The organism is Vibrio aphrogenes (genome assembly GCF_002157735.2).
Lineage (GTDB): Bacteria > Pseudomonadota > Gammaproteobacteria > Enterobacterales > Vibrionaceae > Vibrio > Vibrio aphrogenes.
Window position 1 is genome coordinate 2019648 of sequence record NZ_AP018689.1, and the last position, 24659, is coordinate 2044306.

Consider the following 24659-nt stretch of genomic DNA (forward strand, 5'->3'; position numbering starts at 1 on the left):
CGTACACAGACTAAGAATAGGCCTTATTCTTACACAAAGTTAACGCAAGGTCAGAAATAATCGCATTTTCAAGAAAGTATTATCAATATCATCACTCAGGCCATCCTAAATAACAATGAAACGCATTAAGATAAGGAGGAAAATCCCATCGTTCAGCTCCTTATCCCCCTTCATCATCGAAACGCTCTCTACCGATATTTAATTAACCGTTAAATTAGGCTCACCGCGGTAGATTATTCGGTCATTACCACGATAAGCGCCAAAATTCACCAGTGTGGAAGGATCTTCATCACCTTTATTTCGCCAGTTAAATTGCAACCAGGGCTGGCCCATGTCTTGAGCATTTTTCCAGCCTTCATTGGTAGCATTTAACTCATCATCTTCTACTGGGGTCGCGTTGTTACCTATGCCATCAGAGTCGTTCCCTTGACGTAAGAACAATCGTACCGTTTCACGCTGTGGCGTATCTTGAGAAGCCTTCAGCACACTTGATTTACCCGCGCTGACACTTTGCTCATTAGCAGAGTTAGTACTGGTAAGTTTGGCTCCGCTATCCGCATGATTACTCATAACATAATAGATATTGGCTTTAAATTTGCTGCCACTGTCATCCGTATTAGTGACAAAACTACTGCCACTCCAATATTCAGTGCGTAAAGGCACGCTGATCGGCCCACCAATAGGACCGCTCACATTCCCCAGCACCATACGCCCATATCGAAAATCAGGCTGGTTGACAAAAGAAACGGCGATATCGTCTAATCCATTGTTGGCAGGGAAAACAAAGCTTTCCGTCGTCGCCAAGAAATCTTTATCAAAGTTTACCTCATCTTTATTTTGATAAGTCGAGTGACTCGGATCCACTGATAGCCCAAAGACAGCATTCGTATCATCAAATGGGCCATCCGCCGTAGAAGTGTAAGGAGCACTCTCTTCTACCTTCTTCAAAAATATAAAATCATTACTAGAGAATGAGTAACTCGCTTTATCCCAACTCACTGGCGTATCACTACCAAGATGCACTCGATCAACTAAGCTGGCTCCAAATACATCGCTACCAGAAACGGTCGTTTTTTCTTTTGCTTCAAGATTAAATGCCGCTAACAAAGAAGCATCAAACAGACCATAGTTTTCGGTGTCTCCATCTTGGCGGTTTTTGGCTTTCACGGTGTAATTCATATTAATAGGCTGGTTCATATACGCAAACCCATTATGGTTAGGTGAATAATCCCAAAGATTGGAGCCTTCAAGGGTAAAATGATCAGGATAGAATCGCCCAATATTGCGATAGCCCATATTCACATTCATCCCTAAATAATTGCTTTGGGTATCGGCTTGTATGGTGAGCACCCCAACCTCTGACCAACTCAAATTAGCAAAATTATAATAAATACCACTGCCAGAACCTGAAGAATCTACATTCGTTAATGAGGTTACTCCACTCAACGTACCCAGTACTCCACCTCGTTCTGGTGTAGGCTGTGCAAGAGCAGAATCCAGAATAATGGTCGCTGCCATTGCCGTTGCCGTATCACTTAATGCAAAATTTTGTGTGATCGGTTGTTCGCAATAAGTAGAGACATTGATATTTTCAGCACCAGAGATAGGATCGGTGTCACCCGTTACCCATTTTAAGGGCTTCACATATAATGAAAACTCTTCCCCTGCCGCGATAAATTTTTGGCTAGCGGCATCGGTGATATTGCCATCCATCGCGCTTCCATTGGCATCACAAATTGCAAAAGTCCAAGGGCGTGAAGACACATAAAATGAACCTTGAAGGATGCCATTGGCCTCTCCATCTTCACCAATCGGGCAACCTTCATAACCGGTACAATTAAAACGCTCATCAGTTAACGTTACCTTAAGCTTTCCTGACTCAGTAAACATTAAACTCGTATCAATAGCTCCCTCATTTTCCGTAGTAAATACAGGAGCAAAACTAAGAGCACCGATACCACCCGCCGGAGCCTCTAATTCTGATTGAACGTCAGGAGTACCTTCATAATTCACCGCCACCACTTTACCTTTTTCTTCCGTATCACAAGCTAAGGCTTTAACGGTGACATTTTTCGGTTTATTGGCGATCACATATTGATCATCGACGTCAAAGCTAAAGGGGACAAATGAAATAACGCCTTTATCCGTTTGAGTGGAGTCGGTAGAAAGCGTAGCCGAAACGGTGTATTCGTTTAAAGAACTAGATTCAACCGGAATCACCACCACTCCCGCATCTGGCTTATAAATACCTTCGGAAACTAAACTCCCGGTTGTTGGCTGATTTAATGTTAAACCGTCTGTTGGATCAACGCTAACCTCAACGTTGCCATCATAACCAGTCGCAATATCACTCCCCTCTTCATTTTTTACTTCAATACGAATTTCTGGCGTTTGGCACATTAATGAGAATTGCTGCTCTGGAATGACGTCTATGGTGTACTTTTTATCATCCGTTTGTGTACAACTAGAATCGGAGTAACCGTAAATATAAGCAATGTCATTGCTTCCTGAAAAATTTACTTTTGGTGCAGACAAAGAGCCAATAAATTGAAATCGCTCTGAGCTATTAATTGTTAAACCTTGCTGAGAATCAGGAGAAATATACCACATAGCATTAATATATGTATCTTGGGAATGAATATTTTCGGTTCCAGATTCCGAGCCATGACCAATTAAAACCAGATTATCTGAAGCATACTTATTTGCTGGCTTTACTGGAATTTCGCGATCATTACGGCTTAGACTATTGTCAACATTAATATAGTGATTACTATTAGATAAAACTAATTTCTTATAATGTATAATGACTTGCCCATCACCTTCCGTCATAATACTAGATTGATTTGTTTCCAAATTTATTTCACCAACCCAATACTCACCAGCAGAAAAATAAATTGTTCCGTAATTATTTGCTGTAACTGTAATAGATTCATAATAACCTGGTACGAGATGATTCTCACCTCGGTTTACAGCGTTATCATCAATAGTCAGAATATCTCCTTTAACGGTAAAATCCTCAGGAATAGGGGGGGAGCTAGAATATGCGCTATAACTGGGATCAATAAAACATTTGACAGGAGCATGCTTATCTTTACTAAAGCCTCCACTTTCATTTGGGTACACACAACCACTACTCGGATTTCCTGAACCATCGGGTTGTATATTAGGGAGTGTCGATGCAAATGATAATGGTGTTTTCTCATCTAAATAAATTCTATTACCGTAAGAACCATTACCATCAGTGGTATTTAACGAAGAGATAACTTTTCCATCTTGATATGAATTTCCTTGCAATACAGTAGGAAAATATTCACACACATCAAAAGGAGTTGGATCTACCTGCTCATCTCCGCACCCCCCATACCCATTAATAATATTATCACTACCACTGATATGGATATTATTTGCACTCACCCCTCCATTTATAGTGTGATGAGCGCCTCCTAACTGCATACCTGTATCCTCACTATTTTCTATATAAAAGTGAGCATTAATAGTTAATGGTGCTGTACTATCATCTGTCACAATTTGTGCACTACCACCTTGTCCGATAAATAATAAATTTTTACTATCACCGTCTTCATTAATCTTGATACTTCCTGAACTATCAGTATCAGAAAAAGACATCGTTTTATAGTGAATAATCACATTTCCATTTATCTTTAATTGAGTATTCCCTTTATCAAAAACAATTTTATCAAACCAATACTCGCCTGTTTCTAATGTGTATGGTACCCCATCAGAAATAAATAATTCTTCTCCAGTAAATTTATCGGGAAAGCTTAATGGATAGTTAGGTATAGTTTTAGAATTATCTACGATACAAGTCTCTCCTGCACTGGTTGAGTCTGTATTTGGATAGTAACAGAATTGATGTGGTGCAGATTGAAATGATAATGGATCTTTACTTGGCAAAATTATTTTATTATAGCTACCTGCATGAGCGGCATTAACAACAAGATTTCCCCAGGGTTTATTTTCTGCATAGTAATTAGTCTGCAATGTATTGGGAACAATACTACAAATATCTGGTAAATCAGTATTTATAGGAGTAACCGGCACATCTTTTCCAGTAGGGCATAACAAATTCTCCCCACCCACAAGTTCGATTTCTGCATTACCATTATCAAGTTGATTTACTGATGTGCCTGCTTGCTGCCATGCAGACTCATTGGATTGCTTTTTGTAATAAGTAAAAGCCCCATTAGATGAATCATAATTAATTCTAAAATTATAACTCTTTCCATTAGATAGACCGTTTTCATAAATCAAAGGAGAATCTGAACTGGAAGTTGACCAAACCAACACTGGTGAACTATTACCTGTTTTATCGAATTTCAATTGGTAAACATTTGAAGAGGTATAAGTATTGATATTAAAGGATACCGAAAAATCCTTATTCGCATTTATTGTGCAAACTTCATCGGCTAGGCTCATTCGCGAAAAAAACAATATAACGGTTACAAACAAAACACGAATATACATACAGCATCCTTACTGAAAACGTCATCAATGACTATCCTGCTTATAAAATAATCTTAAACCTTAATGGGTTACATTTAAGTTACACCCGTCACGCATTCCCAACAAGTTTCATTAATCATATACTTACATGCTGATACATTTAAGCTTTTTATGTTAAAAAACACCAAAAAAAGGCCACTCGAGTTGAGTGGCCTTGGTGATGTTTACAGTGACTAGTTTTAAATGAAACTATTCTGTACGTTGTTCCGGTTCTCCGCGATAAATCACTCGGTCATTCCCACGATAAGCGCCAAAATTCACCACGGTAGAAGGGTCTTCATCCCCTTTATTTCGCCAGTTAAATTGCAACCAGGGCTGGCCCATGTCTTCAGCATTTTTCCAGCCTTCATTGGTAGCATTTAACTCATCATCTTCTACTGGGGTCGCATTGTTACCTATGCCATCAGAGTCGTTCCCTTGACGTAAGAACAATCGTACCGTTTCACGCTGTGGAGTATCTTGAGAAGCCTTCAGCACACTTGATTTACCCGCGCTGACACTTTGCTCATTAGTAGAGCTAGTACTGGTAAGTTTGGCTCCGCTATCCGCATGATTACTCATAACATAATAGATATTGGCTTTAAATTTGCTGCCACTGTCATCCGTATTTGTGACAAAACTGCTACCATTCCAATATTCTGTTCTTAGTGGCACTGTAATGGGCTCACCAATGGGGCCGCTCACGTTTTCTAATGCCATACGCCCATATCGAAAATCGGGCTTGTTTTCCAAAACGACTGCCTTTTTCTCATTAAATTCAAAAGAAGTCATTCCATCGATAAAGTCAACATTATCGGCAGTATCCGTTACTTGGAGTCCCCATTGAGAGGTGGTTTTATTGTATGGCCCATCGACTTCCGAAGCATACGGTGATGATTGTTTTACTTGCTTATAAAATACAAAGTTTTTATTTTCATAGTTATAGTTCGCACCATTCCAATCTTGAGCGGCTTCTTCACTAAAACGTGATGTTAAATCTTTCCCTGTTTCTTGTTGGATGGCCACTAGCTTCATCTTAGCTTTAAGTGCGTCAGTAAAATATCCATAGTTTTGTGTTGGTCCATTATTCGCATTTTGCGCCTGAACCTCATACTTCATTGAAATCGGTTGATTCATATACACGAAATGGTGTTGACCATCTGGATACGTCCAAGTGTTACGTAATGGGGTAAAATGATCAGGGTAGAATCGCCCAATATTGCGATAGCCTGTTTTAATCTTTTTCTCTAAATAAGGCTGTTCCGTATTAGCCGTTATTTTCAACACTCCGACTTCTGACCACGACAAATTATCAAACTGATAAAAAGCTTGATTATTCGTGTTGGTATATTTGGTATTTTCTAGAGAAAGAATACCGTTTAAGTCACCGGATACTCCACCTTGCTGAAGAGTCGGTTCAACTAATTGATACGCTAACTTAATGGTTGCCGCTGGCGCATCACTTTGCATAAAGTTTTGAGTGATGTCACTGCCGCATAAATTAGACGATTCAATTTCAGATTCATTACTATCTAGTGCTTCTACCCAACGTAAGGGTTTCACATTTAATGTAAATTTCTCACCAGCCGCTTTATAACCTAAGCTATTTGGATCTGAAATATTACCGTCCATCGCACTTCCATTGGCATCACAAATTGCAAAAGTCCAAGGGCGTGAAGAGACATAAAATGAACCTTGAAGGACGCCATTGGCCTCTCCATCTTCACCAATCGGACAACCTTCATAATCGGTACAATCAAAACGGTCATCAGTTAACGTTACCTTAAGTTTTCCTGACTCAGTAAACATTAAACTCGTATCAATAGTTCCTTCATTTTCCGTAGTAAATATGGGAGCAAAACTAAGAGCACCGATACCACCCGCCGGAGCCTCTAATGTAGAGCTAACAGTGGGGGTTCCCGTATAGTTAACGGCTACTTCCTCACCTTGATCACACGCTAAAACCTTCACTGATACATTTTGAGGTTTATTGGCGATCACATATTGATCATCGACGTCAAAGCTAAAGGGGACAAATGAAATATCGCCTTTATCCGTTTGAGTTGAGTCGGTAGAAAGCGTAGCCGAAATGGCGTATTCCTTTAAGGTATTAGACTCAACCGGAATCACTACCACTCCCGCATCTGGCTTATAAATACCTTCGGAAACTAAACTCCCAGTTTTTGGCTGATTTAATGTTAAACCGTCTGTTGGATCTACGCTAACCTCAACGTTGCCATCATAACCAGTCGCAATCTCCGTCCCCTCTTCATTTTTAACTTCGATACGAATCTCTGGCGTTTGGCACATTAATGAGAATTGCTGACTAGGGGTAACATCAATGGTGTGATTTTCAGGTTGAGGAGCAATACACTCACCATATCCTACAATACTATTATCATTATGAAGTATCAGGTTATTAGTTGTAACTGCACCATATAAAGTTATCGTATTATTAAACTGAACATTTTGAGCTAAAAACAGACCGTAAATAGGATCATGCTCAGTATCAAAGTTAATGATTGCATCCGGGCCATAAATTACAAAGTCTCCAGGCTCCTTTGATTCATTATCAATGGAAATTGAGTTTGAAATTAAAAATAATCGTTTTATTTTTAATAATGTTTTAGCTTTGATAGTAATCGATGGTTCATTTGTTGATACATTGAAAATGTCAAATGTATATATCGCATCCTTATCAAATTGAACGTCAACATCCCCACCTGTAACATTAAACTCTTGTATTTTCCGTCCATACTCAAAATCTAAATCATTAGGTTTAAATTTTAAAACAACCTTATATTTATTGTTGGAAGCATTAATATATAACTTATTAATATCAGAAAGAATTTCAATTATTTGAGTGTCGCCATTAATGGTGCTTTTACAGTAAGAGTTCGAGCCATCTTCAGGACATTCAGTATCAAAATTATTAGGCTCAAGAAGTAAGTTTTTTGTTGCATTAAATTTCGGCTCAACAGCAATTGGCGTTGCTATTTTTTTAGGCTCAGCTTGATCACCACTAGCGATGCGACATTCTCGACCATTGCAGCTATTATAATAATTATAATCGTCATAACCAGAAGCAGCTGTAGAGTTCAAATACATTGTTGCCCGATCACTATAAGTCAATTCTATAGTACCATTATTTCCTAACTGTCCTGGTTGATAGTTAATTAATGCTTGTGATGCAATAAGCCTATCGAAAGGGATTGATAATATTTTTTCCTTATCCTCACCAAAAATTGCAGGGCTTTCATATTCCTTAGTATAAGACTCCGGCCAACCACCGATATAATATGGTGTAGGCTCTTTACCATTCTGGTTGGAACCAAAAAAAGCACCACTATTCTCCTCCCAACTCTGAGCTGGCCCTGGAAAATATTGGCAAATATTATCCACTTTAGCCAAAGAGGAAAAAGAAATCATTCCACCTAAAATCAACAACATCCAACGCTGCCACATAATAATAAACCTAAATAAAAAGGATCGCTCTCTATTAGAAAGCTAAAAAAAAGAATCATTACCTTCCTGGCATTTAAGGTTAATGAAACTTAATATCCATATTAAGTTTATGTCTTTAGATGACCTTACGCCTATACAACGAAAGCTTCAAGTCTCTGATTATTGTAACGCCTTAACCACCACATCTTGCGCCCGTTCAATGGAAAATAAATCTTGTCCATCGCTGCATGTGGCATTGGTATGAACTTTCATAAAGCTATATTCTTCAGTTCCGCCTTCCTCATTTATCACGTAAGGGGTACAAGTAAAGGCCTTGATAGAGCAAGACTTATAACTGGCGTCAGATTGATACAAGGCATTGTACACCGCATCGGCTTTATCCTTGGTTAAGGATTCACACCTCGTTGTTAGTTCGGCCGTGGTAGCGGTTTGTTGCAGCGGATACAACTGAGTTAACGCCCATTCATTAATCGAGTGAGAAATAAACCACGCGCGGTTACCCATAATTTCACGTGTTTGCGTATCTTGGTTCGACCACTCTAGCCGAGCCATAGTACTGGCTAACAAGCCCATCACGACAATCACAAAAATCACCACCATCAACACCGAACCAGACTGCTTAGATTTTGCAGCTAGAGGCCTTGTTAACGAACGATTGATTGGGCTTTTTGTTGTCATTTTTGGGGTATCACCTAACTCTAGCAACGCTTTATTTTTCATGCGTAAATCTTCATTCAAGGGTTATGGCACGTTTAGTATTTGAACATCACCATCGTATTCCGTGACTTCATCATTCATTTCAAAAATCAGCTTCAAGTGTACTAAGCCACTGCGAGCTAAGGTATCGGACTGAGCACCATCGGTATCACCATTAGAAAACTCAGAGTCGCTACGAATATCATCACCAACTTGAATACCATTTCGATATAAACCACCATTTCGAATGCAATATTCCACTTTGTGGCTGTAAATATACAAACGACTAGCGACCGAATCAGAGATATTACCTTGATTAAAATCGTTGGTATTCACCTCTGTTGCGGTAAATACATGGCTTGAGTTTTCGGTAATATTATCTATTTCAAAGCTATTTTTACTCGACGCTGTTTCAAAATCCGATTGAGAAGCCGGATTGACGATCAACTTTTTTCCCACCAAGTTGATTTCACTGACTTGTCCAGCAAATCCGGCACTAACGACCACAAACTGAAACTGTTCTGCATCACTGTTGGGCAAATCGCCATAAGCTCCTGCATAGTCAATGGGATAAAACGATAAACTTTTATCACACGTATCATCACCATTAATGACAAAACTGTTCGGAACAGCATGGCGAATTTCTCGGGTGATTTTTTCTACGGCAAAGCGAGCTTGGTTCTGCAATTGCTGACGATCTACCGTATCAACATATCCTTTGGTACCCAATTCAATAAACCCGGCAATCCCCATCACCATAATGGCGACCACAACGATAGTGATCACCAACTCAATCAATGTAAACCCAGATTGACGGATGGAAGTTTTACTCATTAGTAATTCCCTCGATAAGCAACCATCTTAAAAGGTTCATAGCGTTGTGAGGAAATGGTGACGGTGATCTTTTTCATGATCTGAGTGTTCGTTGGTTGTCCTTCACTCACCGTCTCAGAATTCACTTTTTCAACATCAACATTCACGGTAAAGTTTGTATATTGCTCTGCGTTATAAATCAGATCTTTAAGATCAGAACAACTATTCCCGGCAGGCTGGGACCAACATCCAACATAATCATCAACGTCATCATAATCGCTGGCGGTCGTTTCATCGTCATAATCGCTGGCGGTCGTTTCATCGGTATCCGCTTGTAAAGTATCGGAGCAAGGGTTGTCCTTCCCGTCGGCATCGGTTTCATCGCAGCGATAAATCCCACCACTGGGGTCACTATTTTCATCAAAGCTACGAGACAAGATGGTATTCATCACACTTTGCCCTAATGCAGAGCCCCGAGTAAGGTATTGCGCACGGCCAGAATCTTCGACGCGAGGGAAAAAGAGAGTAAATAACATCACCATCGCAATGCCCATTACCACCATGGCAATAATACTTTCAATCAAGGTAAAGCCACGTACTCGTTGTAAGCTCATCTTAGCCGCAATCATAAGCACGCTCCTTGAGAAACAAAGCCTTCCGAATTAATACAAATTTGGGTGGTGTCGGCGTGATTGGTTGGGGATTGAATCGTAATCCCATACGAGGTTCCAGTGACAAGGTTGCCAGAAGTTATTAATGGTAAAGGGCGACCTAAGAGATCGAATTGTAGAACGCCATCACTGGGAACTGGGTCTATTGAAAATTGCAGCGCTTGTCCATCGACTTGTACTTTACTGCTGAGCGATTGTTTTCCTTCACAGGCAGTTTTCGCCCCTAAGCAAGTCGCCGAGACTGCTAGTAAATATAAGGCATTGGTGTTTTCATCAGGAAGGTTTGATTGCATGCGCGCCAATTGAATTTGACGAATTACAGAGATGGCTTGTGCTTGTGCCGCATAAGGAGAAAAAGAAGACGCCCCTTGGAAGCGAGTAGCCGCAAACGCAGCAACAATACTGAGTAACACAATCACTATGATCAATTCCATCAACGTAAACCCACGTTGTGAAGAATAACGTTTAGGCATCGCAACACCTGTCAGTGGTTAAGATTTGAGGTTGTTTGTTCCAAATTTTTACAAGCAGACGCTTAAATTAAGTCTCGTTCAACGTGCAAAAGGTTTATTTATCCATTATTTCAAATGATTAAGATAAAGCTTTTTCACGCTTGGTCAGTCGCAGTATTGAGTGTTTGGTTTACAACGCTATACGGCTTAACTCTGGAATATTTTACGCCTTAATGGGCATCAATTCTATTCAAATCAGAGGAATAAGAGGTAAAAAAGGCCAGTTGGTTACTGGCCTTGATATCATCAATAAAACTAATTTGCGTTTTAATTAATTACAATTAGCATTATCACCTAATAATTTCACTGTCGCAGGTACAGCAACACCACCACTAAGAGAAGCTTCAGTATATAGAACATAGCAACCAGTAAAACCTTCATAGCCATAAGTATCAGCATCTGAAACAGGTGATGCCCAATCAGAGTCTAAGCCATCAACGACATTTTTTAGAGTATCTTTTGTTGGATAACCATATTTTACAGCTGTTGATACGCCATCAACTAAAATATAACCGGTCTCTTTAGCTTCCTCTCCTGCGACAGCTGCTTTACCATAAGTAATGCCCATCGCACCTTTCATTGCACCAGCAAGGCCTTTAACCGCACTTACTTTTGCATCATCTTGAAGGTTTAAGAATTTAGGCGCTGCAGTAACAGCCAAAATACCTAAAATAACAATCACAACCACTAATTCGATTAGGGTGAAACCACCTTGTTTTTTCATAGTTCTACTCTCTATGGGTTAAAATAAAAAATAACACAACCTAGTATTTCTTTGTTTCTTATTGTTGGGTTTTGCCGTCACAATGGTTACATTGAAATAGTTCGCTCTTATTATTATCCAACATTTAATAACAGTTATATATCCTTTATATTAAATATTTGTAGCGTTAGGTTGTAAATTTACGGTTACAGTGCCCGTTTTCATTTCATACGTGAAAGAGTGTTGAGCTCCTTCTTGTTGAAAATAGGTGCAAGAATCGGCATTAGCCTCAGCTAAATAACGTACATCTTGTCGCTTTTCTTGCGCAGTCACATCCACAGTTTGGGTTAACGGTGGATTCTGCATTAAATATTGCATTAGCTCGACACAATCTTGGTTATTGAGCCAAGAAGCGTAGCCTCTGTCTTCGATATCAACCGACATCGGATAGCCGTTAGTATAGCCACTTAAACCTTTCGCCGAGTTGTCGGTTAACCATAACGGAGAACCATCAAGTTCAATATGGTTATAGCTAAATAGCCCGGAGCGTTTTTTCGGTCTCTGCCCGACTTCCCATTGTGAGCGTGCCGACATCACTGCCGCCGCATAACTGGCAGCGACACTTTGAATACTGCTTTTTTTGGCTTCTTCAACAATTCTTAAATATTTAGGTATCGCAATAATGGCAATCAGGCTTATCACCACAATAACCACCGTCAATTCTAACAAAGAGAAGCCAGTATTTTTTTTCATCGATACCATACCATATTAAATAAATCAGGTTAGAAAGTGAAGGTCAACCCCACTTGATATTATACATGACTTTTCTTTATTCATTTGAAAAATAACACAAATAAAGTCATTACTTAAAACTCACATTCAGCGATTGATCCACTAATTGTAAAGTAAAGCGTTGCCCATGAATAAACAGGTATTCACAATGCGCTGTACTCGGGTTGGGATCTATTGCTTGTATTTTCATATCTTGGCCAAAAATTTTTTTATCTGGCCATAACAGTAGCCACCAAGCTTCACAATTCATTTGATGCTGGGTAAGGGTTAACGGCCAACCATTGGTTGAAAAGGTGACTTTTTGCCCATCAAGCCATGATGTTTCAGGTTGTTTATCAAGCATCCAATCTTGGCGATAAGTATTGGCATTAGCTAGTATTTGACGCTGCGCAACCACAAAGGCGCTGCGCTCTGCTTCCGGTTCGGTTTTGTACTTCCAGACATATAGCCAAGTACTGCATAAAATCAGGATCACGATACACCACACAATAAACCGCAATCGCTTTGCATTTTGCGCCATAGCTAGGTTTATCCTCCCTTAATGATATCGAGCATATTCCACATAGGTAAGAAGATACCTAATGCTAATACCAATACCATCGCCGCCACGACCACCAATAAAATCGGTTCAATACGAGCTGTTAGACTTTTGAGTTCATACTCGACTTCTCGCTCATAAAAATCAGCCACTTCAAGTAATAGCTCATCAATACGACCGGTTTCTTCACCCACTGCGATCATTTGAATCACCAATGGAGTAAAGATATTAATACTGATCGCGGTATTTGTGATAGTGCCACCCGCCTCAATCGCTGTTTTCATTTCCGTTAGACGGTTTTCTAGATAATGGTTATCCAAGGCTTCTGAAGCTAACGTCAACGACTGATTAATCGGAATACCAGCACGTAGCATTAACGCAAAGGTACGAGAAAAACGCGCCATTTGTGCACGGTTCACAATGCTTCCCACAAGCGGCATGTGTAAGCGAAATTTATCCCATTTTTCACGGCCCGCCGCACGGCTAACCCAAGCTTTAAAGGCAAAAATAGCACCTAGAAATAATGTGAATAGTAACAACCAATAATCGACAAAAAAGTTCGAGGTAGCAATTAAAATACGAGTGGGTAAAGGTAAGTCCACACCAAAACGTTCAAACATCGAAGCAAATTTAGGGATAACCATGGTATTTAAAATAACCATGGCAATGCCAATAAATCCAACGACAAAAATCGGATAACGTAAAGCTTCTTTAATGCGTTTTCGTGTTTCTATTTCTTTTTCATAATACAAACTTAGTTGCAGCAAGGCATCATCCAAACGACCAGTATTTTCACCCACACTGATCATCGAAATAAACAAAGGACTAAATACTTCGGCATGCATTTGCATTGAATCCGACAAGCTGCGCCCGTTGGTCAGCTCACTACTGACATCTTCCAACGCTTTTTTAAGTTGCTTGTTGGTACTATTTTGAACCAAGCCATTAATAGCACGTAATAACGGCACCCCAGCCTTAGTCAAACTGTATAACTGGCGACAAAAAATCACGAGAGCTTCTAAAGGAATCGCACGAGCAAGCCACTCTGATAAGTCTATCTCTTGCTTTTTCTTACCAAAATGACGGCTAATTGATGTTGGAATGATGCCTTGAGCTAATAATGACTCAACCGCTTGTTCTTCCGCAGAAGCATCCAATTGCCCAGACACTTGCCGACCTTGCGCATTTCTGCCGGTATATTGATACGTTGGCATTCATCCTTCCTTACAACAAAATAGGCTCAGGCTTAATCGAAGATTCCCCTTCGCCTAATGCCATCACTTCTTCTAAACTCACCACCCCTTGCAAAGCTAGCTCCATTGCAGATGCTAACAAGGGTTTATAGTCTTCTGATTGTCGTGCTTGTTGAGCAAAAGCCACTGAGTCGCCACAACGCAACGCATCCATCATAGGTTGATCAAACTCTAACAGTTCAAACACCCCGACACGCCCACGATAACCGGTAAGATTACAGTTTTGACATCCCATGCCTTTTTTAAATTGCGCATCGATTTGATTAGGGAAACGACTGGCTAACCATTGTTGTTCCGGCGCTTCAAGGTAATGATCTTCTGTACAATCAGGGCACACTTTACGGATCAAACGCTGAGCTAACACTGTTCTAACCGCACTGGCAACTAAATAGCCTGGCGCGCCCATATCCATTAAACGTAACGCACTGTCGATCGAATCGTTAGTGTGCAAGGTTGATAACACTAAGTGACCGGTTAAGGCCGCTCGTAAACCAATTTCTACCGTTTCTTGGTCACGCATCTCACCGACTAAAATAATGTCGGGGTCTTGACGTAAGAAGGTACGTAAAACGGTTGAAAAATCTAAATGTATTTTAGGGTTGATCTGCACTTGGTTGACGCGAGATAAACGGTATTCCACCGGATCTTCCGCCGTAATGATCTTTTTCCCCGGTTGGTTTAACTCTTTGAGCGCGCCATACAAAGTAGTGGTTTTACCAGAGCCGGTTGGTCCAGTAACCAAAATCATGCCATGAGGGCGATGAAGCTGACGGCGAAAACGTGCTAATAAGTCTGGAGATAAGCCCGAATGATCAAGCTCTTGAATCCCAGAAGATTGGTTGAGCAAACGCATCACCACCGACTCGCCATGTTGAATGGGCATGGTTGACATACGAATATCAATGGACTGACCCCGAACTCGAATATTAAAGCGTCCATCTTGAGGAAGACGTTTCTCGGAAATATCAAGGTTCGCCATCAGTTTTAAGCGTAATACCAAGGCTGAAGCAACATTCACTTCATTGAGTAAGGTTTCATGCAAAATACCATCAATACGTTGGCGTAAACGCAATACATTGGCATCCGGTTCAATATGAATATCCGAAGCGCCGACTTGAATGGCATCTTCAAATAAAGAATTGATCAATTTGACAACAGTCACATCGTCATTGCCATCTTCTTGAATCGCTAAACCAAAGCCACGGTTATCTTGGTGTTCCGCATGCAACTGTTCGGCAAAAGAAGCAATTTCCTTGGTACGTCGATAATAACGATCAAAACAGTTGAGAAGCTGCCTTTCTGACGCGACCACAAACTCAACTTTGTATTGATTTAACTGACTAAGGAGCGATTCTTGAATCCCCAGATCGGCGGGATCACTCATAGCAACACGTAAGGTTTGACCATTACGTCCGACAACCAAGGCACGCAAACGACGAGCATGAACTTCTGGCAACAACTGCACCGCTTCACCATCAATTTGTGCACGGCTTAAATCAATCAGAGGTAATGAAAGCTGCTGGGATAAAAACGACAACATTTTTTGTTCAGTCAAAAAGCCCAAACGAATTAATGTCTCACCCAGTTTACGGCCACTTGAATGCTGCGCTTCTAAGGCGTTATCAAGTTGTACTTGTGATATGACTTTTTCATCAACTAATAAGTCACCGAGACGTTTACGTAATCTAACCTGAGACATGCTTAATTATCTCCACCTTCTAACGTCGCTAATAATGCTAAGCGATCACGGATAAATGCTTGTGATTGAGAAGATAACCCAACCATTGTCAGCGCTTTGGTATAAGACTCTTTTGCGGCCGCCAATTCCGCATTACGTTCTTGTTGAATACCTAGCCCTAACCACCAGCGGCCATTATCAGGATCTCTTTGCGTAAGCATTTGATAACTTTGCTTCGCAACCTGATTATTTTTTAATTGTTGAGCTAATGCGGCGCGCATTGCTAAATACTTAGTATTGACGTTATCAGGAAGGTAACCCAACGCATTTAACGCTGCTTCTGGTTGCTTCTCTTTAACTAAAATGCCCGCTAAAGACATACGCAACGCATTACTGTTTTTATTCAGCTTAATACCTTCTTCAAGTAATTCAGCTGATTTGCGCACTTGGCGATTACCATAATATAAGGCTGCCAGTTTACGGCGGACATTTTCATCTTGTGCTACATAACGTAAAGCGGTTTGTAATTCATTGCTGGCCGTTTCAAAGTCATTGGCTTCGATGGCTTTATTCGCACGATCGATCGCTTTGTCCGCCATTTGACGATGAGTTAATTCAATTTGTTGCACTTGCATCGAAGACGCATTGTCATTAGCGCTCGCGCCCTGAGTGTGCGTAACCGTTGTTGCTGGCGAATGAGTTGCGGCTAGTTTGATATCAGTTGAGTTCATCGTTTTTGGTTGCACTTGTGGCTGCGCTTTGACCGATTGTGACCTCGATGCAACATTCTGCACCTGATTGTTCGCCGCTTTGTTGTTCGCTACCAAATTGGGGGTTGTAGGCGGTTGTTGGCCGACATGCTTCGGAGCGACAGGCTTAGATTTTGCTGAGTTAAGTTCTGTCGCTTTAGGTTGTGTCGCTTTAGGTTGTGTCGATTGAGGAGCAGTATAAATCGCCGTCGACGCCGCAGGCACAACTTTACTGGTATTACTGGGTACACTGACCGCTTGAGGTTGTCTCGCTTTATGTTGTTCTGTAGGCGTCACTTGAGCGGTGGGCTGAGTATTAATCGAAGTATGAATTGGAGTTGGCGCGCTAGTGACTGCCCAAGCCCCAATGCCAAGACTTAAAGTAAAGCCCCCTATCGCCCAGACAAAACGTGACGACTTGATCGGAGACACTGTGGCACGCACTAAGGTTGATTGCGCCGAGTTTTCTGGCGATTGCTCGGAGTGCTGCTCAGCTAATTTAGACAAGGCATTGTTAATTGTACTCATGTTTAGCTCCAACCCCACAAATATGGCGTCTTATATTTTGGTTTCTTAACATCAAAGGTGTCATGTAATGCACTAAAAACATGATGATTTTCAACACGTTTTTTCTGTTCCATAAATGCCATCAATAGCGATTTATGACACACCTGATTGATCATTCGAGGGATCCCTTGCGTCGCTTTCCAAATGGCTTTTTTTAAATGCAAATTGAAAATATCGCTCTCACCACCGCATTGCTTGAGTCGATGATCGATATAAGCAACGGTTTCTGCCATCGATAATGGCCGCAGATGAGCACTAAAGGTAATGCGCTGCCGAAACTGACGTAAGTTATGCTGTTGTAGCCGCTGATCTAATTCTGGCTGCCCTAAAATCACGATTTGTAGCAGTTTTCTGTGTTCCGTTTCTAAGTTTCCAAACAAGCGTAACGTTTCTACTGCTTCATCACTTAACGCCTGTGCTTCATCAATCAAGGCGACAACACTTTGACCACTTTGATGGATTTCCAGTAGCTTATGATGAATTTTATCGACTAAGCCCACAGAATCTAAATCCACCGGCAGTGCTAATTCTGCGGCGACTGCTTGTTTCAATTCGATACCGGTTAAAACAGGGTTGGGTAAATAGATTAAATGGACTTTCTGTTTTAAATGATTGATCAACATTCGGCAGACTAAAGTTTTGCCGGTTCCGACCTCCCCAGTCACCTTGATGATCCCTTCCCCCATTTCCACTGCCGATAACACCGTTTGAATGGCTTCAAAGTGAGGCTCTAGGCCGTGAAACAGTGAAGTGGTTGGAGTCAGGCTAAAAGGAGCCTGACTCAAGCCAAAAAAGGTTTGATAAATCATTATTCAGTATCAGGGAACCATTCTTGTAGTAAATCACGAGACTTCTGCACTTCTTGTGACCACGTATTTACGCCAACAACCGTTGGTTTCAGCAAAATGACCAATTCGGTTTTCTTAGTAACTTTACTGGTATTACGGAACAAATGGCCTAGCCCAGGAATATCCCCCAAAAATGGTACTTTACTGGTTTGATTGAGAGTACGGCTACTCATTAAGCCGCCGATCACAACCACATCACCATCTTTAGCGCGGACCACAGTATCGGATTCACGAATCGAACTTTTTGCCAACGGTAGATTCAATACGCGATTATTTCCTAAATCGATTTCTTGATTATCAGTTTCTACCTCAATAACGGCTGGGTGAACGTGTAGCATCACATTACCAGAGTCATCAATTTGAGGTGTCACATCCAAAGAAATGCCTGAGAAAAATGGGGTTAGGTCGACATTTTGAGTCGCAATATCACTATCACTTCCTGAGATTTGACCATCGACTCCCGTTACAAAGTAGCTATCATCGCCCACTTTAATCACAGCTTTTTGGTTATTGGCCGCCGTAACTCTTGGGCTGGATAAAACGTTTAAGTCACCTTGGGTGGCCATAAAGTTTAACACTGCCGAAAAATTACCGTCACTGATCACCATATTAGCGCCGCCCCCTAACAAGTCACCAATGGTATCAAGCCCAGGTACAATACTGCCGCCTGAAATACTGCCACCTGAAATGGTTGTTCCACCAATAGAGCCAGTCATATTCGACCAATTAATGCCTTGTTGGTAACCATCACTTAAGGTTACTTCCATGATCTTCGCTTCTAACACTACTTGACGATGTAAGCGTTTTTCTGAAGCGCCTAAAAATGCTTTCACTTCACGCAATTCATTTGGGTAAGCTCGAACAGTAATCACCCCCGCTTGTGGTGAAACTATTACACTACGACCTTGGCCAGAACCAACCATTGATTTTACGGCTTTTTGTAATTGAGGCCAAAAATCACTCTTATTGGTCGTTTCAATACGAGTGCCACCAGTAGCGTCAGTTTGAGTCGACATACCATCATCACTGCTGTAGTCACTACCATCACCACTGTAGCTATTGTTGCTGCTAGTGTTTGAGTCACTAGAGCTGCCGTTATCCTCATCGTATTTAGAGGTGACTGAACCTGTGGTGATCGTTGTTAAAGAAAGACCACGACGTTGGAATTGCAGGTAGTCGACAGGAATGGTTTCAGTGCGTAGCCCAGCAGGGAAAACCTGAATAACTTTGCCACTTTTAACCACATCGTAACCATAAATATCTTGAACTGAATTCAATACTTCATCTAATGTCACATCAGACAGGTTTAAAGTAATCTGTCCCGTCACATCAGGGTGAATGATAGTGCTGTAATCGGTGCCTTGAACTAAACTTGCAAAAAAGGTTTTGGCGTTAACGTTTTTAGCTTGAATTCGAAAACGCTTAACAGAAGAGTCCGCATTTAATTTAGAGCCATCGACATCAGGCATTAAATCAGCTTGAACAGAGTCCGGAAGTTCATCAATTGAACTGTTATTGCTTTCATTAACCGCTTGATTTAAGGCTTGCTTGATTTCTACAGGTTCTTCATGCCCCATAGAACAGCCCGTTAATGAGGCAATCATGATACCTAAAATGAGTTTGCGCATAATTACTTAACCTTGAAACCTTAATTCTTAATCGAAGTAAAAAGTTCTAAATTCCAACGCTTAGAACCTCTCATTAAAACCACATTATCACGATTGATACTGGATACTTGGTACCCACTGACTGAATCGCCTTTTTTGACGGTTGTGTTATTAATAATGGCTCGGCAATGATTGGTATCGTCTTCACACACGATACTTTGCAAAGTCGGAACATGATAATAAACACGTTTGACAGGGGTTGTTTTCCCTTTTGTCCAATCAAGTGGTGCCGTAGGATCTTCTTGAGCCGAAACACCATAAGCTACAAATAAAAGTAGACTTAACACACCGATTCTAACCACCGATAAACTCCTCTTTTGCACCAAGGGTATAAACCACAAATTCCAGTTGAGCTTGAGGGTACTCAACCACTTGGTACTTAAAGCTACGCCAATAATATTTCACTGGCATGTGCTCAAGCTGCATCAAATATTCCGCAATATCAAAATAGTTACCGGTTAATTGAATTTGCACCGGATGAATGTAATAACCGACGACTTTATTGGTTCGGTCGATGGTGATTGCTTCACTCGGTAATGAAGTTAACGAGACGAGCGTTAATTTGTGTGTTTTTTCTAAAACGCTTTGCAGCAACTCAGCCATACCAGATGGGGTCACTAAACCATTTACTACAGTACTTAACTGTGACGATAACTCTTGGCTCTGAGCAATTAAAACTCTGAACTCTTTTTCTATGTCTTTATTGGGATCTTGTTCTAATTTATGTCTCACCACTGCAATTTCACCTTGCAGCTGCCCTATCTGTCCATTTAAAGAACTGATTTGATTACGTTTGGCATTGTTATCTACCGTGACAGAATCAATCGCAAACGAGTACATCATAAATAGGATAGCCACCCATCCGGCAATACTTAAAAGCCATTTTTCTCGGTCGGAAAGTTGAGAAAACTTCTCACGCCACACTCCCCATTGTTCTTTCAAAGCACTCATTTAACACGCTCCTTTGGGGTTGAATATAATGAAAATGTCACGACATTATTTTCATCTCGACCAATGCTTAAGCTTTCAAAGTTTCGACCTATAAGGTTCATTTCGGTTTTAAATTGCTGAACCCAACTTGGAATCACTTCAGGTGACTTAGCTAAACCTTTGATGCTCATTTGACCTTTCTCGATATAAATCGTCGACAATGAAATGTCGGTACGATTAATTGAAGCTAAGCCATTCATAATGCCAGAAAAGCCAACTTTATCTTGCTCTTCGAAGCGTCCCATAACCCGTAAAGAGTCTTGCTTGGTTTTCACTTCTTGCTTCAAACGATCAACCGCTGCCAATTTAGCCGGAGAAGCTTTATGCTCCTTCAGCTTATTATTCAGCACTGAAAGCTCATTCGTTAACTGGTTTACCTGATGGTTAATTTCCGTAAGTTGTTGAGATAATTTAGAGTTTTGAAAATTATACACCGAATAAATGGAAAACATTAATACCAATAATACTGCCCAACTGAAGGCCACCAGATCTAGCGTAAAGATCTCTTTTTTTGGTTGTAAAAACTTAGGGTATAAATTGATCCCTTGGATGCCGAGCTGTAACGCTTCTTCTGCTAAAATATCACCACTCGTTTTGCTTATATCAAGTGGTAATAAGGCTTCAATGGTAACATTTAATCTTTCTTGTAAAGCATGTTGAAGTTGTGAAAAATCTTCACCATCACAACACAAAAACAATTTACTTATCAGCTCTTGTTTTAGCTGGGAGGCTAAATAATCCATAGAGCGTTGCAGTTCTAATGCTAACGAATCTAATTGCAACGTACTTTCATCTTCACCGGTGATAGGAGGGCTGATTCCTCGAATAGTACGTTGGAAGACGGCACTTTGTTCGCTGTAGGCACCAATTTTAAAATCACTGCTTTGTGAGCGATGTAACAACATAAAACTAGGCGCATCAGGGCGAGTTTTAGCCCAAACTTCATCTTCAGGCAAAATGCGCAGTAACGTATTGTCGTTTTCAGCTAGGACATTATTAATAAGACCAATAAATAATTTAGAGAGCACATAAGCTTTAACTTTATTGGTTCCAGGCAACAAAACGCCATCGGCAACAATTTCAGTCGCGCGTTCGGTAATTAAATCTTTTAATAAAAAAGGTAATGCGGCGGGCCATTCTTCTTGTGGTATTGCAGGCTTATCAATTTGATAACTTTGATACCAATGTGACCCCAAAGTTAAAGTGACCGATTGCTCCTGACACTGCATCTCTTTTAAGGCAGAACTTAAAGCAAATTCCCAGTTATTTTCTTCGATTTTATGAAAGGAAGTCCGTCCCCCTTCTTGTTCATCTACCTTTGAGAGGTAAATCCCATCCACGAGCATTACAATGCTTAATGAGGCTTGCGTTGGGCCTCGGTTAATAACTTTTTGAATAAACGAGTTAATACTCATAAATTGAATATTTCCTTTATTTTCGCCAACGATTTCTTCGACCTAGATGGGTACGGCGAGTCATTATAGAAGGAGCGACATAAGGTAAAAGTTGTTTTTCTGTTGAGAAATACCGTCCTTGAACCCCGTCTAAACCTAGACGAGAGAGCACCGCTAATTCACTTTCAGTTTCGACCCCAACGGCTATCACCTTGGTATCACTATCAAGGCACGCCCCCAATAAACTGCGAATAAACAATTGATTTTCATTTCTACGATTGATTTGCTTAATTAAACTTCGATGTAATTTTAAATAATGAATAGGAAGAAGTTTAATATAGTGAGTACTGACAATCGTTCTTCCCACTTGGTTAACCATAACCCTAAATCCTAAGCCCGCCAGCATGGTGATCACCGGGCGCATAACATCAAGGTCATTCACTAAATTACGCTCGATAAATTCAAAGCTTATCTTACACCTAATAGACTTAGGCAGCTGCAATAATTCATCCCTTAACCATGTTTTATATACTTTAGAATGAAACGGTTGTGTAAACAGACTTATAGCATAATGTTTATCATCTTGGGCAGATTTTATGTGTAAAAATACGGCCTGAATAACGGCTTGATCAAGAATCCGTTCGTAACCAACCTGCTCAATTGCTGATAAAAAATGTGAAGCTTTAATAATAGTGCCTTGCTCATCTTTAATTCGTGTAAATAAATCATAATGTTCAAGGATGTTATTTTTATTATCACTAATTAAATAACAAGGCTGCTCATAAATTAACAACTTATTAACAACAATTGTTAAGTCAAATAAATTCCTCCAACGAACGCCACCTCGGTATTCTAATTTATTGTGTGATTCTTTGGTAAATTCAGCCCAGTTATTAACCTCCTCTAAACGAGCAGTTTTTAATGCTGTTTCAGCTTCATCAATAATTTTGCCACGCCGCTCACCTTGAATGTATGAGGTTACGCCAATATGACACCAATTGTCCTCATCCAACCAAGAAGGTATATCCAACTTGGCAAATTGATTAATACATTGACGCGCTAACGTTGCGAGCTCTTGTTTAGATTGATGAGGGATCATTAAGGTAAACAGTCCATCATAATATCGGGCAAACACTGCATTAGGGTATTTTTGAGTTAAGTTGGTTAATACCTGCCCTACGGAAACTAAAAAAGCATCCGTTTCATTTTTATCATTAATATCAACAGCATCACTCCAACCCTCAACCTCTATTGCAAGAACGCCACCAAAGGAATCGGTTTCTTGTAACGCAGTTTCTAAACGACTGTCGAATAATACTCGGTTGGCAGCGCCTGTTAATTGATCTAAAAAGGTATGTGTGCGAATAAAAGTATCAAAACGGCTGCGCTCTTGTCTGGCGTCGGTAAGTTCGGCGATTAATCGAGTCAGGGCTTCACTGGCGGTATAGGGCCATTCGCGTTCATCAGCTTGCGTAACCTTCTCGACTTGTCCAGCCAGAATCATACGGCCACGCTCTTCTAATAATTCAGAGCCATACAACTGATTTCTTAGCCACTGCAAGCCTTTAAGTAAACAAAATAGCACGAGCAGCACAGCCAAAGTTAAAGAGAAAAAAGCTTCAAATGAATAACTATTATTGGCGTAAGGAGGGATAGTTTGAAACTCGGCATAATAATCAGTATTACGCTTGAATGAATAAGTTTTTTTATACAGCAGTAAGTCATCATTGTGATTTAACAGTGCTTTGTTGGTAAACAAATAAACTTGCCCAACAGGTGACATCACTTTTAACTCTACCACATTACTTGCTTGCAGCAGCTTAGGCAACCAACGACGCATTGCGTCAAAATCTTGAGGTTGAGCAAGTTCATTATCGATGATCGCGGTCACACGTTGTAAATTTTGGTCCACATAGTCACCCCCCATTTTTTTGAAGGTAAATACGCCACCGACAAATAAAATGAACATGGCACTCACCACGATCATCGTGACAAAAGCCACTAAGCGAGTACTCAACTTCAATGTTGGGGTATATCTCATTTAATTTAAATTCCGTTTAAACTAACTTTTGAGTCATTGATATCTTATCGATAGAAATGACTATTTACTTGATCATAATAACAAAAAAGCCACAACTTATATGTGGCTTTTTATTAAAATCGTGCACTCACGTTCATTTTATTACTCGTTATTAGAACGGAATGTCGTCATCAAAATCCATTGGCGGCTCATTGTACTGCGGTGCGGCCTGTTGTGGTGCTTGTTGAGGAGCACGAGGAGCTGACTGCTGCGCCTGTGGCTGTTGAGGTTGACCCCAATTTCCTTGTTGGTTACCTGAATTATTACCCATTGGTGCATTACCACCTTGAGCACGTCCACCCAGCATTTGCATAACACCGTTAAAGCCTTGCACAACGACTTCTGTCGTATAACGGTCTTGTCCACTTTGATCTTGCCATTTACGAGTTTGCAATTGACCTTCAATATAGACTTGAGAGCCTTTGCGCAAATACTCACCAGCTACTTCCGCTAATTTGCCAAATAAAGCCACGCGATGCCATTCGGTTTTTTCGCGTTGTTCACCTGTTGCTTTATCTCTCCAGCTTTCAGAGGTGGCAATCGTAATATTAGCAACTGCACCACCGCTTGGTAGATAACGAATCTCAGGATCGTTACCTAAATTTCCGACTAAAATTACTTTATTTACTCCGCGGCTAGCCATGTTCTGCTCCGTCTCAATACATTTTAAAATAGCGACCAATGATATCACGCTTTCTACACTCAAGGGTATAGCAATGCGCCCACGAACTCAATCTTGC

The 24659-nt window shown here is 40.6% G+C and carries 19 protein-coding genes; all 19 read right to left on the reverse strand.

Annotated features, from left to right (window positions below; genetic code table 11):
• Positions 1-198: 198 nt before the first annotated feature.
• Positions 199-4485 carry a DUF6701 domain-containing protein gene (locus tag VCA1004_RS09275; RefSeq protein ID WP_086981503.1) on the reverse strand — a complete coding sequence of 1429 codons (4287 nt, stop codon included), beginning with the start codon at positions 4483-4485 and terminating at the stop codon, positions 199-201.
• A 228-nt stretch (positions 4486-4713) separates the two neighbouring features.
• Positions 4714-7968, reverse strand: coding sequence for a DUF6701 domain-containing protein (locus VCA1004_RS09280; RefSeq protein ID WP_086981504.1), 3255 nt, complete (start codon positions 7966-7968; stop codon positions 4714-4716).
• 159 nt (positions 7969-8127) lie between these two features.
• Positions 8128-8688 (reverse strand): hypothetical protein, encoded by a 561-nt coding sequence (locus VCA1004_RS09285; protein ID WP_086981505.1) that lies wholly within the window; start codon positions 8686-8688, stop codon positions 8128-8130.
• A 21-nt stretch (positions 8689-8709) separates the two neighbouring features.
• Positions 8710-9498 (reverse strand): PulJ/GspJ family protein, encoded by a 789-nt coding sequence (locus VCA1004_RS09290; RefSeq protein ID WP_086981506.1) that lies wholly within the window; start codon positions 9496-9498, stop codon positions 8710-8712.
• Positions 9498-10106: a type IV pilus modification PilV family protein gene (locus tag VCA1004_RS09295; protein WP_232012588.1), complete on the reverse strand. Its 609-nt coding sequence runs from the start codon at positions 10104-10106 to the stop codon at positions 9498-9500. The genes VCA1004_RS09290 and VCA1004_RS09295 overlap by 1 nt, the downstream gene beginning before the upstream one ends.
• Positions 10103-10621 (reverse strand): prepilin-type N-terminal cleavage/methylation domain-containing protein, encoded by a 519-nt coding sequence (locus tag VCA1004_RS09300; protein ID WP_086981507.1) that lies wholly within the window; start codon positions 10619-10621, stop codon positions 10103-10105. Before VCA1004_RS09300 ends, VCA1004_RS09295 begins: the two co-directional genes overlap by 4 nt.
• A gap of 310 nt (positions 10622-10931) precedes the next feature.
• The gene (locus VCA1004_RS15340) at positions 10932-11384 is read right to left on the reverse strand and encodes a type II secretion system protein (RefSeq protein WP_086981508.1); all 453 of its coding nucleotides are present in this window, start codon (positions 11382-11384) and stop codon (positions 10932-10934) included.
• Positions 11385-11534: 150 nt separating this feature from the next.
• Positions 11535-12116: a type II secretion system protein gene (locus VCA1004_RS09310; RefSeq protein WP_164520849.1), complete on the reverse strand. Its 582-nt coding sequence runs from the start codon at positions 12114-12116 to the stop codon at positions 11535-11537.
• A gap of 109 nt (positions 12117-12225) precedes the next feature.
• Positions 12226-12675: a hypothetical protein gene (locus tag VCA1004_RS09315; protein WP_086981510.1), complete on the reverse strand. Its 450-nt coding sequence runs from the start codon at positions 12673-12675 to the stop codon at positions 12226-12228.
• 8 nt (positions 12676-12683) lie between these two features.
• The gene (locus tag VCA1004_RS09320) at positions 12684-13907 is read right to left on the reverse strand and encodes a type II secretion system F family protein (protein ID WP_086981511.1); all 1224 of its coding nucleotides are present in this window, start codon (positions 13905-13907) and stop codon (positions 12684-12686) included.
• A 10-nt stretch (positions 13908-13917) separates the two neighbouring features.
• A complete protein-coding gene (locus tag VCA1004_RS09325) occupies positions 13918-15645 on the reverse strand; it encodes a GspE/PulE family protein (protein WP_086981512.1) in 1728 nt (575 codons plus the stop codon).
• Between the two features lie 2 nt (positions 15646-15647).
• Positions 15648-16901, reverse strand: coding sequence for a hypothetical protein (locus VCA1004_RS09330; RefSeq protein WP_086981513.1), 1254 nt, complete (start codon positions 16899-16901; stop codon positions 15648-15650).
• Between the two features lie 2 nt (positions 16902-16903).
• Positions 16904-17746 (reverse strand): ExeA family protein, encoded by an 843-nt coding sequence (locus VCA1004_RS09335; RefSeq protein WP_086984555.1) that lies wholly within the window; start codon positions 17744-17746, stop codon positions 16904-16906.
• Positions 17747-17748: 2 nt separating this feature from the next.
• Complete coding sequence (gene mshL / locus VCA1004_RS09340; RefSeq protein WP_086981514.1) at positions 17749-19416, reverse strand: pilus (MSHA type) biogenesis protein MshL; 1668 nt, start codon at positions 19414-19416, stop codon at positions 17749-17751.
• A 20-nt stretch (positions 19417-19436) separates the two neighbouring features.
• A complete protein-coding gene (locus VCA1004_RS09345; RefSeq protein WP_086981515.1) occupies positions 19437-19757 on the reverse strand; it encodes a hypothetical protein in 321 nt (106 codons plus the stop codon).
• Positions 19750-20406: a type 4a pilus biogenesis protein PilO gene (gene pilO, locus VCA1004_RS09350; RefSeq protein WP_086981516.1), complete on the reverse strand. Its 657-nt coding sequence runs from the start codon at positions 20404-20406 to the stop codon at positions 19750-19752. Before pilO ends, VCA1004_RS09345 begins: the two co-directional genes overlap by 8 nt.
• Positions 20403-21860: an MSHA biogenesis protein MshI gene (locus VCA1004_RS09355; protein WP_086981517.1), complete on the reverse strand. Its 1458-nt coding sequence runs from the start codon at positions 21858-21860 to the stop codon at positions 20403-20405. Before VCA1004_RS09355 ends, pilO begins: the two co-directional genes overlap by 4 nt.
• 16 nt (positions 21861-21876) lie before the next feature.
• Positions 21877-23880, reverse strand: coding sequence for an RNase E specificity factor CsrD (csrD, locus tag VCA1004_RS09360; protein ID WP_086981518.1), 2004 nt, complete (start codon positions 23878-23880; stop codon positions 21877-21879).
• Between the two features lie 151 nt (positions 23881-24031).
• Positions 24032-24562, reverse strand: a complete 531-nt coding sequence (locus VCA1004_RS09365) for a single-stranded DNA-binding protein (RefSeq protein ID WP_086981519.1) — start codon at positions 24560-24562, stop codon at positions 24032-24034.
• Positions 24563-24659: the final 97 nt, after the last annotated feature.